Origin of the sequence: Ochrobactrum sp. WV_118_8, assembly GCF_039631535.1 — a bacterium.
Lineage (GTDB): Bacteria > Pseudomonadota > Alphaproteobacteria > Rhizobiales > Rhizobiaceae > Brucella > Brucella anthropi.
Map to the genome: position 1 here is coordinate 2,624,134 of NZ_JBDIUZ010000001.1, position 13,883 is coordinate 2,638,016.

The following is a 13,883-nucleotide window of genomic DNA, read 5'->3' on the forward strand; positions in this document are numbered from 1 at the left end:
TGCGATATCGATTCTCCTTTCGACGGAACCGTTTCGTAGAAGCTCATCCGGCTAGAGGGTCAAGATGTCGCTGTCGCAAGGCATTGAACCTCCAGCAGGGTGAGGTTGTAGACGCGGGTATGGGTTTTGAGATCTCGAATATCGGCGTGGTGGCGGCAATCGCTGCTGGTGCAGTTTCCTTCCTGTCGCCTGTCCGGGATCAGCACCTATGGCACAGAATTGAGGGTGTGATTTAAGGAGTGTTCGGTTCTCGTCTAAGACGAAGGAGCGAACATGAATACGAAGACGACTGGCGGCAAACGCTCTGCCGAGCATGTGGTCAAAGACATCCGGCGTGCGACACGGCGGCATTTTTCCTCGGAAGACAAGATCAGGATCGTGCTGGATGGCCTTCGTGGCGAAGACAGCATTGCCGAGTTGTGCCGCAAGGAGGGGATTGCCCAGAGCCTCTACTACACTTGGTCGAAGGAATTCCTGGAAGCCGGCAAGCGGCGACTGGCAGGCGACACGGCCCGTGCTGCGACGACCGGCGAAGTGCAGGACCTTCGTCGCGAGACCCGCGCGCTGAAGGAGGCCGTCGCCGACCTGACGCTGGAGAACCGTCTGCTCAAGAAAAGCATGATCGCGGATGGGGGCGACGACGAATGAGATACCCCGCATCCGAAAAGCTCGAGATCATCAAGATCGTCGAGCAGTCGCACCTTCCGGCGAAGAAGACGCTGGATCAGCTCGGCATTGCGCGGCGCACCTTCTACCGTTGGTATGACCGCTACGTTGAAGGCGGCCCGGAGGCGTTGGAGGACCGTCCTTCCCGACCGAACCGGGTGTGGCATCGCATCAGCGCCGAGGTCCAGAGCCAGATCATCGACATGGCGCTGGAACAGTCCGAGCTGTCACCACGTGAGCTGGCGGTGCGCTTTACCGATGAGAAGCGCTACTTCGTGTCAGAGGCGACCATCTATCGCCTGCTTAAGGCCCATGACCTCATCACCAGCCCGGCCTTCGTGGTGATCAAAGCCGCCGACGAGTTCAGGGACAAGACCATGCGTCCCAATGAGATGTGGCAGACAGACTTCACCTACTTCAAGATCATCGGCTGGGGCTGGGTCTATCTGTCGACCGTGCTCGACGACTTCTCCCGTTACATCATCGCCTGGAAGCTGTGCACGACCATGCGGGCCCAGGACGTGACCGAAACGCTGGAACTGGCCCTTACGGCTTCAGGCTGCGACAGCGCTAGGGTGTTGCAAAAGCCAAAACTGCTCAGCGACAACGGGCCGTCCTACATCGCCAGCGAACTCGCCGACTGGATCGACGCCAACGGCATGAGCCATGTCCGCGGCGCTCCGCTTCACCCGCAGACCCATGGCAAGATCGAACGCTGGCATCAGACGCTCAAGAACCGCATCCTGGTGGAGAACTACTTCCTGCCGGGCGATCTCGAACGCCAGATCGAAGCCTTCGTCGAGCATTACAATCACCGACGCCACCACGAGAGCCTTGGCAACGTGACCCCGGCCGACGCCTACTTCGGCAGGGCATCTGCTATCATCGAACAACGAGAAAGGATCAAACGACAGACAATTGAGCTCAGGCGCTTGCAGCACCGCAAACTCGCCGCTTAACATCAACCAAAGATCGAGGCCGACACCCCGCTAAATCAAGCAGCCATCAGCGCCAAATGTTCTGACGACGGACACTTTCACGCGAGCTTCTTTTCGAAAAGATGGAATCACTGCACCGTCCGACACCGGGGGAGGATTGAGGAAAGGGCCCGCGCCTTCATTCAACCATGACGGCTTCCTGCCCCTCCTGGTTTTCCACGGGCGTAAAGAAGACATCCGCATGCATGTCCTCCCTGCGAAGACCACGCGCGAAGGTCGCTTCCATCGCCGCCTCGACCATCGCCGGCGGGCCCGCCACATAGGCCTTCCAGCCGTCGAACTCTGAAAAATCCTCGATGACGGCCTGGGTCACGAAACCGGAGCGGTGCTGCGGTACGTCTCCCTGTTCCGACAGCACGGCGGTGAAGGTCAGATTGGGGTGCCAGGCTGCAAGTGTCTGAAAATGCTCGACCATGTAGAGATCGCGCTCTGTACGGACGCCGAAGTACAGATGGATCGGCTGCTTCATGCCATGCGCGAGCGCTGTCTCGACTATCGACTTGACCGGCGCCAGTCCCGAACCGCCGGCGATGCACAGGATCGGCCCGGTGTGATGCTGACGCAGGTAGGACGAACCCAGCGGAACTTCGAGCGTCGCGCAGTCTCCTACCTTGAGTGCGCTGTGGACATGACCCGAGGTGACGCCGCCCGGCACGCGCCGGATGTGAAACTCCAGTTCCGTGTCGCCGTGCCGGTTGGCCATCGAGTAACTGCGAGCTGGCACGCCATCGAGCCCGACCTGTGCATATTGCCCGGCAGTGAACAACAGCGGCGCGCCATCGAGCGGTGCGACGCGCACCCGCCTGATGTCGTGCGTGAGGTCCTCGATCAGCGTGACCGCAGCCTTGAGCTTTCGGGCAGGCGGAACCGCGTCGTCGTCATCGTTGCCGAGCCAGGCGACCGCCACATCCGTCGTCGGCAGTGCACGGCATGCGAGGATCATCCCGTCCGCCTTCTCGTCCTCGGTCAGGGCGAAGCGCGAATGCTGGAGCAGATCCACCTCACCCTCTATCAGCCGCGACTTGCAGGAGCCGCAACGGCCGGACTTGCAACCATGCGGATAGGGAATCCCGGCTTTCAGCGCGGCGTCGAGGATGGTCTTGCCATCATCGACGACGAGTTTCGTGCGGGCCTGCCTGATTTCGGCGAGCTTGCCGGCCATGGCACCCTCCTCACGCGCCGAAGAAGCCGAGAGCCTTCTCGAGGCCCGGCTTCTGACTGAGGAATGTGCCGTAGAACACCTCGGATCCGACGATGGCGATCGGCGCTACCCGGACGCCCGTGCGCGCCTTGGCCTCTTCCGCGATTGCGGGATCGGTGAGGTCGCGCTCCTCGTAAGCCACCCCCTTCTGGGCAAACCAGCGCTTGATCGCGTGGCAGTCCGGGCATGTAGGGGTTGTGTACAGGAGGACGGGAGGGTAGCCGGATTGTTCCATGATCTTGCCTTTCATGACGAAGCGACCTTCGGGAAGGCCGAATGGAGAGGTCCGGACGAGACATTTGCGTTTCTCCGGAATATCTGGAGGCAAGGTGGGGTTTCCAACGATGGGAGGGTCAAGGGGGCAATCGTAAGATTGCAGCGGCGCGAACCCCGGCTTCACTACCGATGAAAGTCTCCAGCGGTTTCATGCAGGTGACTTTTCTGTTATAATAGCCAGTATTGGGACGGAGTTCCCCTTTAACCGTCTTTCTGGCTGAGACTCCTACCGCAACAGGGAATCCCTTGCTTGTCGATGGTAGGTTCCGCCTTCGGCTTGCCGAAATGGTTCCCATAGAAGGCAGAGGTAAAGGTGAATTATCTCATCGTATTTATTGGGGCTGGAATGGGCGGTATGGCGCGCCACGCGGTCAACGTCGCATCAGTTCGATTTCTTGGTGTCGGCAGCTTTCCTTTGGGTACCCTAGGGATCAATGTAATGGGGTCGTTCCTGATGGGGGTAGTCGTCGAGTATTTTGCGTTCCGAACCGGTCTGTCTCAGCAGGCCCGGCTGTTTCTGACGACCGGTATTCTCGGCGGTTTTACAACGTTTTCGACATTTTCACTGGAAGCAGGTCTTCTCATCGAGCGCGGTCAGGGGTGGCTCGCCGTGGTCTACATAGCCGGTTCCGTGATCCTCTCGATTGGGGGGCTCTTTACGGCGATGATGATTATGCGGCAAGCCCTCCCTTGAACACACATTGCCTTGTCGAAATCTCAACAAGACAGTCTATGCATTGTGATTGCGAGTTCCTTCGGTAGATTGCACGCAAAATATCCGGGGAGTTTGCGCAAAGGTGTCCCGATGACGAATGCGCATGCCCCAACGGTCAGGATTTGAGATGAATACGCGTAACACGAAAGATGGCGCTGTCGCAGATCAACGCCATGCCGGCCACAAACATAGCTTGGCAGCGGAACAGGTTATTGATCATTCCTCATTGTCGCAGAACGAGATCACTATCCTGGCGGAGACCTTCCGCTTGCTGGGGGATCCGTCGCGGCTCAAAATCCTCCTGAGTTGCATGCCGGGCCCGATCTCCGTCGGCGATATCGCGGAACGGCTGGATCTGTCTCTATCTCTGGTCAGTCACCATTTGCGGCTCCTGCGCGGCGCTCGTCTCGTCAAAGGGGAACGCCACGCCAAGCAAATATTCTATGAAATTTCCGACCAGCATGTGAGCCAGGTCCTGCAGGATATGGCGATCCATATATCGGAGGACCATGGCGAGGAATAGCTCCAAACCTCTGGGCGAGGCCTAACCGAGGAACGGCATCCCCTTTACATACAATGCTTGAATATCTGTTCAATCGTGTTATTGATCCTTTCAACGCCATGCAAGGCACCAAGGGCGAGCGTGCCCGCCGCGCCGGTTGAAAGGACCACTCAATGACAACAGCACTAATCGGATCAGCCGCCGGCGAGCGGCTTGGATTTCGGGTCGACGGTATGGATTGCGCCAGCTGCGTCGGCAAGATCGAGACCGCTCTTGGTCGGCTGGGCGGCATTTCGGATGTCAGCGTCAGCTTCACCACCGAGACACTGACGCTCGCGCGCGATTCCTCAAGCAAGACGACAGCCAGGGACATCGCGAAGAAGATTCGCTCGCTCGGTTTCGACGTGACGGAGCTCCCTGCTGCCGCTCTCCCCTCCGAGCCGCTTCCGCGAGCAGCCGCTCATGGCCAGCACCGTCATCATGGAGGATGTTCAGGCGATCACCACCATGAAGATCAGCATCGTGACCATGGCGGCGGTCACGCCCATTCGCATGACCACGGCGCCCATGACGATCACGGGCACGGCGGCGCCTGCGGCGGCCACCACGGGCATGACCACAGCCATGCACACGCGGGCCACGATCATGGCCATGATCACGGAAGTTGCGACAGCCACGACCATGCGGCACCCGTCGCAGTGCCCCGCGCGGCACCTTCTGCGCCGCCCAACGTTGCCATGCGTGTCGAGGGGATGGATTGCGCCAGCTGTGTCGGCAAGATCGAGACCGCTCTTGCCCGCACGCCCGGCGTTTCCGACGTGCGCGTCAACTTCACGACCGAAACCCTCGAGCTCAATCTGGCCTCCGAATCGAGCACCCAGCTTCGCGATATCGAAAAAGCGATCAAGAGCCTTGGATTCGGCGTTTCCGATGTGCGCCAGCCCTCTCAAACCACTGAGGCGCAGGTCACATCGGTACCCGTGCCGACCATCCGCGAGCAGCGCTGGTGGCAGACGCGCAAAGGCAGGCACGTCATCAGTCTCGGTCTGCTGATGGGCTCCGCCTATGCGGTCGCACAATTCGTGCCGCTTTATGCCGGATGGATCTTTGCCGCCGCGGTGGTCGCCGGCGTGATACCATTCGCGCGCAAAGCCTTTGCGCTTGCCATGTCCGGGTCACCCTTTTCGATCGAAACCCTGATGTCCGTCGCCGCGATAGGCGCGCTGATTATCGGCGAGGCCGAGGAAGCTGCCGCGGTTGTTTTCCTGTTCTCCGTCGGCGAACTGCTTGAAAGCGTCGCTGCCGGCCGGGCGCGCGCCGGCATCCGGGCGCTTGCCTCTCTGGTGCCCAAGACGGCGGTGCTGCTAGGTGCCGGCGGCACCCAGAAAACCGTCGAAGCCGCTGCTCTGCGCGTGAACGACCTCGTGCTCGTACGCCCCGGCGATCGCGTTCCGGCTGATGGCGAGATCGTAGAGGGTACCTCCAGCCTCGATGAATCGCCTGTGACCGGGGAATCCGTTCCCCGCCCCAAGGTTTCCGGCGAAAGCGTTTTCGCGGGTTCGATCAATGTCGATGGCGTTCTCAAGGTTCGGGTCGAGAAGACCGCCGCGGACAACACCATCGCCCGCATCATCCAACTCGTCGAACAGGCCCAGTCGTCCAAGGCGCCGACCGCCCGCTTCATAGAGAAGTTCAGCACTTACTATACGCCGGCAGTTATGCTGATCGCGGCGCTCATCATCATCGTCCCGCCGCTGGCGATGGGCGGTGACTGGGACACATGGGTCTATCGCGGCCTGGCGTTGCTCCTGATCGCCTGCCCCTGCGCGCTGGTCCTCTCGACGCCCGCGGCAATCGCCTCCGGACTGGCTGTCGGCACACGCCGGGGCCTTCTCATCAAGGGTGGCAACGCGCTGGAGACAATCGGCAAGGTTCGGGCAATCGCCTTCGACAAGACCGGCACGCTGACCGAAGGCAAGCCGCATGTCACAGATGTCATCGGCTTCGGCAATCGCAGCGAGAACGATGTCGTCGCGCTTGCGGCGGCCGTCGAAACTGGCTCCAACCACCCCCTCGCCAAGGCCATCATCAGCCGCGCCGAAACCGCTGGCGTAACGATTCCCGAAGCGAGCGAGGCTTCCGCAACACCCGGCAAGGCGGTCCATGCCACGGTTGACGGCCGGAAACTGGCGATCGGATCGCCAAATCATGCGGCGCAGGTCGCGGATATTTCTGATGAGCACCGCAGGCGCATCGAGGGCCTCGAAGACGGCGGCAAGACGGTGGCTGTCCTGTTCGATACGCAGTCGCGTGACGTCCTGGGCCTGGTGGCACTTCGCGACGAGCCCCGTCGCGACGCCCGTGACGGTGTTTCTCAGCTCAAGGCGATGGGCGTTCGCTCTGTCATGCTAACCGGCGACAACCGCCGCACCGCCCAAGCGATCGCCAACGGCTTGGGAATCGAATGGAACGCCGAGCTACTGCCTCAGGACAAGCTCGATCTCGTTAACAAGATGAAAAAGAAGACAAAGGTGGCTATGGTCGGTGATGGCATTAACGATGCCCCCGCCCTTGCAACGGCAGATGTCGGTATCGCGATGGGTGGCGGCACGGACGTTGCCATCGAAACCGCCGATGCTGCCTTGCTCAAAAGCCGAGTGACCGACGTTGCGCACCTTATAGCGCTATCACGCGCAACAATGGCCAATATCCGCCAGAACGTTGTTTTTGCGCTTGCGCTGAAGGCATTGTTCCTGGTCACCAGCGTGCTCGGCATCACGGGCCTATGGGTGGCGGTGCTGGCCGACACCGGCGCCACCGCGATCGTCACGCTCAATGCGCTTCGCCTGTTGCGCTTCAAGGGGGGAGCGACCGCTCGTGCCGATGAAAGTAATGGCGCTCCTACCTATGAGGCAGCGGAAGCTGGTTCCTGAACATGGGTGATACCAACCAGTGATGGAATGGTTTGGAGAGATTTATTCCGCCATCGATATCTCGATGGTGGAATAATGTTGATAGGAGAGCATTATATGTCTCTAAGTATTGGAGATATGTCGGAGATCGCGGGGGTAAAAGTACCGACAATCCGATATTATGAAGAAATCGGGTTGCTGCGCAGTAAGCCGAGAAATAAACTCAATCATAGGCGATACGATAATAGCTCTTTGATGAGATTAATCTTCATTCGTGAAGCTAGGATGCTTGGTTTTGATATAGATATCATCCGTGATTTTCTTCGACTATCTGATGGTATTTGCACGGAGTCGGAGTCAATGGAAATTTTATCGGTGAGCCTGAAGGACGTACGTAACCGCATTCGCCGGTTGCAATTACTTTCGGTACAATTAAATCGTATCGTCAAGCCATCGACGAGCGATGCAATCCCTCCCAACAATATCCTGACAGCCCTCTCTTGATGAGGTTCTTCTCGATAAGACGTCGATTAACATGAAGGTGACATATGCATAAAGGCTCTGACCTTCTTGTCGCGGCGCTCGAAAACGAGGGCGTCGACCGCATTTTCGGCGTTCCGGGTGAGGAAAACCTTGATATTGTCGAGTCGTTGCGGTGTTCTAAAATCGAATTGGTGCTGACACGTCATGAGCAGGCGGCAGCGTTTATGGCTGCAACGCATGGGCGCCTTACCGGCCGTCCCGGCGTATGTATAGCCACACTCGGCCCTGGCGCCCTCAATTTCTCGACCGGCGCCGCTTATGCCCACCTCGGTGCCATGCCAATGGTCATGATCACCGGCCAGAAGGCGGTCAGAACCGCTAAGCAAGCGCGTTTCCAGATCGTCGACGTAGTTGCCTCGATGCGTCCGTTGACCAAAATGACGCGCCAGATCGTCAGCCCGTCCAGCATTCCGGCCATGGTGCGCGACGCCTTCCGAGTCGCTATGGAGGAGCGACCTGGCCCGGTCCATCTCGAGCTGCCCGAAGATGTTGCCGCAGAGATGACCGAAGATATCGGCTCGATCCCCCTTCATCGCCTGCCCCGGCCTGTCGCACCCACAGAGGCGCTGGACTTCGCAGCGGAGATGATCGCCGCAGCCAGGAATCCGCTGGTGATGATCGGTGCGGCGGGGAACCGCCCGCGCCTTATAGAGCCGCTTTCAGCCTTTGTTCGGGCCGCAGGGCTTCCCTTTTTCAACACGCAGATGGGCAAGGGTGCCGTCACAGGCGGATCCAACCTCTATATGGGAACCGCAGCACTGTCGGAAGGCGACTACGTCCATGAGGCGGTTGCGCTCGCTGATCTTATCGTCGCCGTGGGCCATGACACGGTCGAAAAGCCGCCTTTTCTGATGCGTAGCGCCGGCGGCCCGAAGGTAATTCATATCGGGTACGAAGCGGCCACCGTCGAGCAGGTCTACCACCCAGAGGCCGAGGTCATCGGCGACATCGGCGCAACCGTGAGCGCGCTTGCCGAACGGCTCGCAGGAAAGCTTCCGGCCCAGTTGAAGATGATGGAGTTGCGACAGCGCATTCTGGCACGGATCAATGCCGGCGCGGAAGAAAACAGGTTCCCGGTGACGCCGCAGCGTCTAGTCCACGACGTGCGCGCGGTGATGCCGGAGGATGGCATCGTGTGTCTCGACAATGGCATGTACAAGATCTGGTTCGCGCGGAACTACCGCACCCATGTCGCCAACACGCTACTGCTCGACAACGCGCTGGCGACAATGGGCGCCGGCCTGCCTTCCGCGATGATGGTGGCGATGCTGCATCCCGGCAGGCGCGTGCTGGCGATTTGCGGCGACGGTGGTTTCATGATGAACAGTCAGGAGATGGAGACCGCGGTGAGACTGGGGCTGAACCTCGTCATACTTGTTCTCAACGACGGTGCATACGGCATGATCCGCTGGAAACAGGCAGTCGACGAATTTCCCGACTTTGGGATGACCTTCGGCAATCCCGATTTCATTCGCTATGCCGAAGCCTACGGAGCCACTGGGTGGCGCATAAACTCCACCGACGCGCTCACCGTCACGCTCGACAGGGCATTTGATGCCGGCGGGGTCCATCTGGTGGATTGCCCGATTGACTATTCCGAAAATACTCGCGTGCTTGTCGAGGAGTTGCGCAACAAGGTCCCCGACATTGACCTGGCCTGATGTGCTGAAGCATTTGCTGATGGTCGTACGCGGCCACTGACCCGTAAGGGTCAGTGGCCGTAACTATCATATTTTTGCGCTGCGCAGCCGGAGCGAGTTCGCTATAACGCTGACCGACGACAGTGCCATAGCGGCGGCGGCTATGACCGGCGAAAGCAGGATGCCAAACGTCGGGTAGAGAATACCCGCCGCGACCGGCACACCCGCCGCATTATAGATGAAGGCGAAGAACAGGTTCTGCCGGATGTTGCGCATCGTGGCCCGGCTGAGCTGCTGAGCGCGCACGATGCCCTGCAGGTCGCCTTTTAGAAGGGTCACGCCCGCGCTCTCGATCGCAACGTCCGTGCCGGTTCCCATCGCGATGCCGACATCGGCGGCGGCGAGCGCCGGCGCATCGTTGACACCGTCACCTGCCATTCCGACGATTCGGCCTTCCTTGCGAAGACGTTCGACGATCGCGCTTTTGTCCTCCGGCAGGACTTCCGCCTCGACCTCCGAGATGCCAAGCTGACGGGCGACCGCCTGCGCGGTGGTCTTGTTGTCGCCGGTCAGCATGACCACGCGGATGCCCTGCGCCGTGAGTTCGCGGACAGCCTGGGGAGTCGTTTCCTTGATCGGATCGGCGATAGCGAACAGTCCTGCCAGCACACCGTCCCGCGCCATGAAGATGACTGTCGCTCCCTCGTCGCGCAGTTCTTCGGCTTTGGCGTTCATCGGGGAGATGTCGATCCCCTCTTCGCCCATGATCCGGTGGCTGCCGAGGATCAGCCTGTGCCCTTCAACCGTGCCGGTGACACCTTTGCCGACGGGGCTGTCGAAATCCTGCGCGTCACCCAGTGCCATGCCTCGCTCGCCTGCCGCGTTGACCACTGCAAGCGCCAGGGGATGTTCGCTCGACCGCTCCAGTGTCGCCGCCTGACGCAGCAGGTCGGTTTCGGTGATACCATCAGCCGTTATGATCGCTGTAACCTTTGGGCGGCCTTCTGTCAGCGTGCCGGTCTTGTCGACGACCAGCGTATCGACCTTCTCGAAGCGCTCCAGCGCCTCGGCGTTCTTGATGAGGACGCCGAGCCCCGCGCCACGGCCGACGCCGACCATAATCGACATCGGTGTCGCCAATCCGAGCGCACAGGGGCAGGCAATGATGAGAACAGCGACGGCAGCCACCAACGCATGGGCAAATTGCGGCTCCGGCCCGACCATGAACCAGGCGAAGAAGGCGACGATGGCGACCAGGATGACCGCCGGAACGAACCAGCCCGACACGTCGTCGGCAAGCCGCTGGATCGGCGCGCGTGACCTTTGCGCATCCGCCACCATCTGCACGATACGGGACAGCATCGTATCGCGCCCGACCTTGCCGGCTTCCATCACAAAGCCGCCGGTCTGGTTCATTGTGCCGGCTATCACCTTTGATCCTTCCAATTTGGTAACAGGCATGGATTCGCCGGTGATCATAGATTCGTCGATCGAACTGCGTCCCTCGACCAGCGTGCCGTCGACCGGCACTTTCTCGCCCGGGCGCACCCGCAGACGGTCACCTACGACGACGGCATCCAGCTCGATGTCCTCGTCGCTGCCATCGGCATTGACCCGGCGCGCGATCTTCGGAGCAAGGTCAAGAAGCGCGCGGATCGCGCCGCCGGTCTGCTCGCGGGCGCGCAATTCGAGAACCTGACCCAGGAGAACTAGGGCCGTGATGACGGCAGCCGCCTCGAAATAGACGGCGACCGCGCCACCCATCGTCTGGAACGTTGCGGGGAAGAGGCCCGGCGCCACCGTTGCCAAAACGCTGTAAACCCAGGCCACACCGGTGCCCATCGCGATGAGCGTGAACATGTTGAGGTGCCGCGTGACTACCGATTGCCAGCCACGCTGGAAAAACGGCCAGCCGGCCCAGAGCACGACAGGCGTAGCGAAGAGCAACTGCAGCCAGTTCGAAGTCTGCGGCGCGACGAGCATGTGGAGCGACGGGAAGAGATGCCCGCCCATCTCCAGCGTGAAGACAGGTATCGTCAGAAGCAAGCCGACCCAGAATCGGCGGCGCATGTCGAGATATTCCTCACTCGGGCCGGTCTCCAGAGACGGCATCTCAGGCTCCAGCGCCATTCCGCAGATCGGGCAGTTTCCTGGACCCTGCTGGCGGATTTGCGGATGCATAGGACAAGTGTAGATCGTCCCCTCGGCAACCGGCGCATCGGCTCTGATCTGCTTCTTCTCCGGGTGTGCATAGGCGGCGGGATCGGCCTCGAACTTGCCCTTGCAGCTGACAGAGCAGAAATGAAACATCGATCCATGATAGGTCGAATGATGCTCGGTCTTCTCGGGATCGACATCCATGCCGCAAACCGGATCTTTCACCGTTTTTGCGAACGAATGCGCATGGCCGGAATGACTCTCGTGTCCCGCGCCGTCATGGTTGTGCCTGTGTTGCTCATCGGTCATTGGCGTTCCCTTCACGAACTCCGTAAATCACACAGATTCATAGTGAAATATCTGATGGGGGACGCGCTTCGGCACTTACGAAACTCTCGCGTAAAGCCGACTCGCGACGGTTCTTGTCTTCCACACGACTACTGATCATGCCTGACGTCAGAATCATGGTCGCGTCGTCTCGGGCCGACGAGCCAGCGAATCAGCTTCCTGAACGGATTCCGCGTCTCGCCCGATGCGTTTTTCCGAGCGCCTTCTCCTGCGACCGGACGTCCGGCTGAGTGTTCTCCTGGCTGGAAAGAACCAGCGGCATCAGCACCCTCACATCTGCGCTGAACCCGCATGATGGAGGAATGCTCTTCTTTCCGATCACACACGCCCTCCTCCTTTACCTTCTTGGAAAGTCATATTGCGGCTTCCAACTGTTGTAAGGTCAAGAGGCAAACAGCAGGCGCAGCCGGATGGCGTCGAGCGACAAAAAATGCACGACACTACTTGACAAATCAATATATGAACAACTATTCAACTGTCGAATTCAAACGCGACGGAAGAACCCATGTCAAACCCCTCCCCCACCTCACACGACAATCACGCCGGACACAATCATGATGACCACGCCGGTCACAGCCATGCCCCCGCGGTAACGAACCAGAATGAGCGCAGGATTCTGATCTCGTTCTTCATGATCTTGACTTTCATGGTCGTCGAAGCGATCGGCGGCATCGTATCCGGTTCGCTTGCGCTGCTCGCCGACGCCGGTCACATGCTGACCGACGCGATCGCCCTTGGCCTTGCCTATGTGGCCTTCCGCCTCGGACGCAAGGCGGCGGACGGCAAACGTACGTTCGGATACATGCGCTTTGAAGTGATCGCCGGCCTCGTCAACGCGCTCACCCTGTTCGGAATCGTCGGCTGGATCATGTACGAAGCCTATGAGCGCTTCCAGCAGCCCGGCGAAGTCCTCGCCGGACCAATGTTCCTCGTGGCTGTCGCCGGTCTGCTCGTGAACCTTTTCGTGCTGTGGTACCTGACGCGGGGCGAGACCGATCACGTCAATGTCAAGGGCGCGGTTCTCCACGTCATGGGCGACCTGCTCGGCTCGGTCGGCGCCATCGCTGCGGCCATCATCATCTGGTACACGAACTGGACCCCGATCGACCCGATCCTGTCCGTCGTCGTCTCGCTGCTGATCCTGCGCAGTGCCTGGGCCCTGCTGAAGAACGCCCTGCACATCCTGCTGGAAGGCGCACCCGACAATGCCGATGCCAACGACATCGCTGGCTGGGTGGAAAGCACCGTCCCCGGCGTGGAAAAGGTCAGCCACGTCCACGTCTGGTCGATCACTTCGGGCCGCACCCTCGCTACGCTTCAGGTGAAGCCCCGTGACGGCGCGGACATCCTGGCCACCGTCCGCCAGGTCGCGGAAGGACTGAAGGAGAAGTTCAAGATCGAACATCCGACGGTCGGCATCGATTGGGAGGAGAACGGCGATTGCAGCCTCGGCAGGCAAAGCGTGATCTCGCTCCACGCCGGACACGCACACTGAACGATGCACGGGCGGAGGAGAAATCCTCCGCCCGCAAACTTTAAAAGGGGTTGCCTGTGTTGCCCGCAGAAACGCTTTCCCCGGAAGAGACCGACCATCTGTCAGAAACGTTCCGCCTGCTTGGCGACCCGAGCAGGCTTCGCATCGTCCTGGCCTGCGCCGTCGGCCCGAGAGCCGTCACCCGGATCGCGAACGATCTGGGACTTTCGCAATCCCTCGTCAGTCATCACCTCAGGCTGCTGCGTGCCGCCAGGCTCGTCAGGGGAATACGCCGGTCGAAACAGGTTCTCTACGAACTCTCCGACCCGCATGTCATGTCAGTGGTGCGCAGCATTGTTTGCCATCTGGTTGAAGAGAAATAGCAATATCAAAGAAACGACATTGCTAATGCTCTTTGATGAGATGCTCTCAGTAAACAGTCTTCTTCAAC

Annotated in this window: 11 protein-coding genes; 8 read left to right on the forward strand and 3 right to left on the reverse strand. The window is 60.0% G+C overall.

Translation table 11 applies throughout. The features are described 5' to 3' along the window. Window positions 1-273 precede the first annotated feature (273 nt). A protein-coding gene (locus ABDF71_RS12755; protein WP_158194155.1) for an IS3 family transposase occupies window positions 274-1,625 on the forward strand; the annotation gives its coding sequence in 2 pieces (ribosomal slippage) (window positions 274-613 and window positions 613-1,625; 1,353 coding nt in all). A gap of 157 nt (window positions 1,626-1,782) precedes the next feature. Here the strand turns inward: ABDF71_RS12755 and ABDF71_RS12760 are convergent. Both ABDF71_RS12760 and ABDF71_RS12765 read right to left on the reverse strand, forming a co-directional pair. Continuing rightward, window positions 1,783-2,826 carry a 2Fe-2S iron-sulfur cluster-binding protein gene (locus ABDF71_RS12760; RefSeq protein WP_158194156.1) on the reverse strand — a complete coding sequence of 348 codons (1,044 nt, stop codon included), beginning with the start codon at window positions 2,824-2,826 and terminating at the stop codon, window positions 1,783-1,785. A gap of 10 nt (window positions 2,827-2,836) precedes the next feature. Then, the gene (locus tag ABDF71_RS12765) at window positions 2,837-3,115 is read right to left on the reverse strand and encodes a glutaredoxin family protein (protein ID WP_425329539.1); all 279 of its coding nucleotides are present in this window, start codon (window positions 3,113-3,115) and stop codon (window positions 2,837-2,839) included. 339 nt (window positions 3,116-3,454) lie between these two features. Here ABDF71_RS12765 and crcB point away from each other — a divergent pair, with 339 nt between their 5' ends. The 5 genes from crcB (at window position 3,455) to ABDF71_RS12790 (ending at window position 9,474) form a co-directional block, all read left to right on the forward strand. Beyond that, window positions 3,455-3,835, forward strand: coding sequence for a fluoride efflux transporter CrcB (crcB, locus tag ABDF71_RS12770; protein ID WP_158194157.1), 381 nt, complete (start codon window positions 3,455-3,457; stop codon window positions 3,833-3,835). A gap of 148 nt (window positions 3,836-3,983) precedes the next feature. Next, on the forward strand, window positions 3,984-4,379 hold the full coding sequence (locus ABDF71_RS12775; protein WP_158194158.1) for an ArsR/SmtB family transcription factor: 396 nt from the start codon (window positions 3,984-3,986) through the stop codon (window positions 4,377-4,379). Window positions 4,380-4,531: 152 nt separating this feature from the next. Continuing rightward, on the forward strand, window positions 4,532-7,291 hold the full coding sequence (locus ABDF71_RS12780) for a heavy metal translocating P-type ATPase (protein WP_158194159.1): 2,760 nt from the start codon (window positions 4,532-4,534) through the stop codon (window positions 7,289-7,291). Window positions 7,292-7,387: 96 nt separating this feature from the next. After that, a complete protein-coding gene (locus tag ABDF71_RS12785) occupies window positions 7,388-7,774 on the forward strand; it encodes a MerR family transcriptional regulator (RefSeq protein ID WP_158194160.1) in 387 nt (128 codons plus the stop codon). Between the two features lie 44 nt (window positions 7,775-7,818). Beyond that, window positions 7,819-9,474, forward strand: coding sequence for an acetolactate synthase large subunit (locus tag ABDF71_RS12790; RefSeq protein WP_158194161.1), 1,656 nt, complete (start codon window positions 7,819-7,821; stop codon window positions 9,472-9,474). A 66-nt stretch (window positions 9,475-9,540) separates the two neighbouring features. Here ABDF71_RS12790 and ABDF71_RS12795 read toward each other — a convergent pair whose 3' ends face one another. Further along, window positions 9,541-11,919, reverse strand: coding sequence for a heavy metal translocating P-type ATPase (locus ABDF71_RS12795; RefSeq protein WP_158194162.1), 2,379 nt, complete (start codon window positions 11,917-11,919; stop codon window positions 9,541-9,543). 544 nt (window positions 11,920-12,463) lie between these two features. Between ABDF71_RS12795 and ABDF71_RS12800 the strand changes: the two genes are divergently transcribed. Further along, entirely contained in the window at window positions 12,464-13,453 is a 990-nt protein-coding gene (locus tag ABDF71_RS12800) for a cation diffusion facilitator family transporter (RefSeq protein ID WP_158194163.1), read from the forward strand. Between the two features lie 56 nt (window positions 13,454-13,509). Further along, the gene (locus ABDF71_RS12805) at window positions 13,510-13,815 is read left to right on the forward strand and encodes an ArsR/SmtB family transcription factor (RefSeq protein WP_199270309.1); all 306 of its coding nucleotides are present in this window, start codon (window positions 13,510-13,512) and stop codon (window positions 13,813-13,815) included. Window positions 13,816-13,883 lie beyond the last annotated feature (68 nt).

Coding starts and splice junctions, on each gene's coding strand:
- ABDF71_RS12760 (WP_158194156.1), bottom strand. CDS start 2,826: ATGGCCGGCAAGCTCGCCGAAATCAGGCAGGCCCGCACGAAACTCGTC.
- ABDF71_RS12765 (WP_425329539.1), bottom strand. CDS start 3,115: ATGAAAGGCAAGATCATGGAACAATCCGGCTACCCTCCCGTCCTCCTG.
- ABDF71_RS12775 (WP_158194158.1), top strand. CDS start 3,984: ATGAATACGCGTAACACGAAAGATGGCGCTGTCGCAGATCAACGCCAT.
- ABDF71_RS12780 (WP_158194159.1), top strand. CDS start 4,532: ATGACAACAGCACTAATCGGATCAGCCGCCGGCGAGCGGCTTGGATTT.
- ABDF71_RS12785 (WP_158194160.1), top strand. CDS start 7,388: ATGTCTCTAAGTATTGGAGATATGTCGGAGATCGCGGGGGTAAAAGTA.
- ABDF71_RS12790 (WP_158194161.1), top strand. CDS start 7,819: ATGCATAAAGGCTCTGACCTTCTTGTCGCGGCGCTCGAAAACGAGGGC.
- ABDF71_RS12795 (WP_158194162.1), bottom strand. CDS start 11,919: ATGACCGATGAGCAACACAGGCACAACCATGACGGCGCGGGACACGAG.
- ABDF71_RS12800 (WP_158194163.1), top strand. CDS start 12,464: ATGTCAAACCCCTCCCCCACCTCACACGACAATCACGCCGGACACAAT.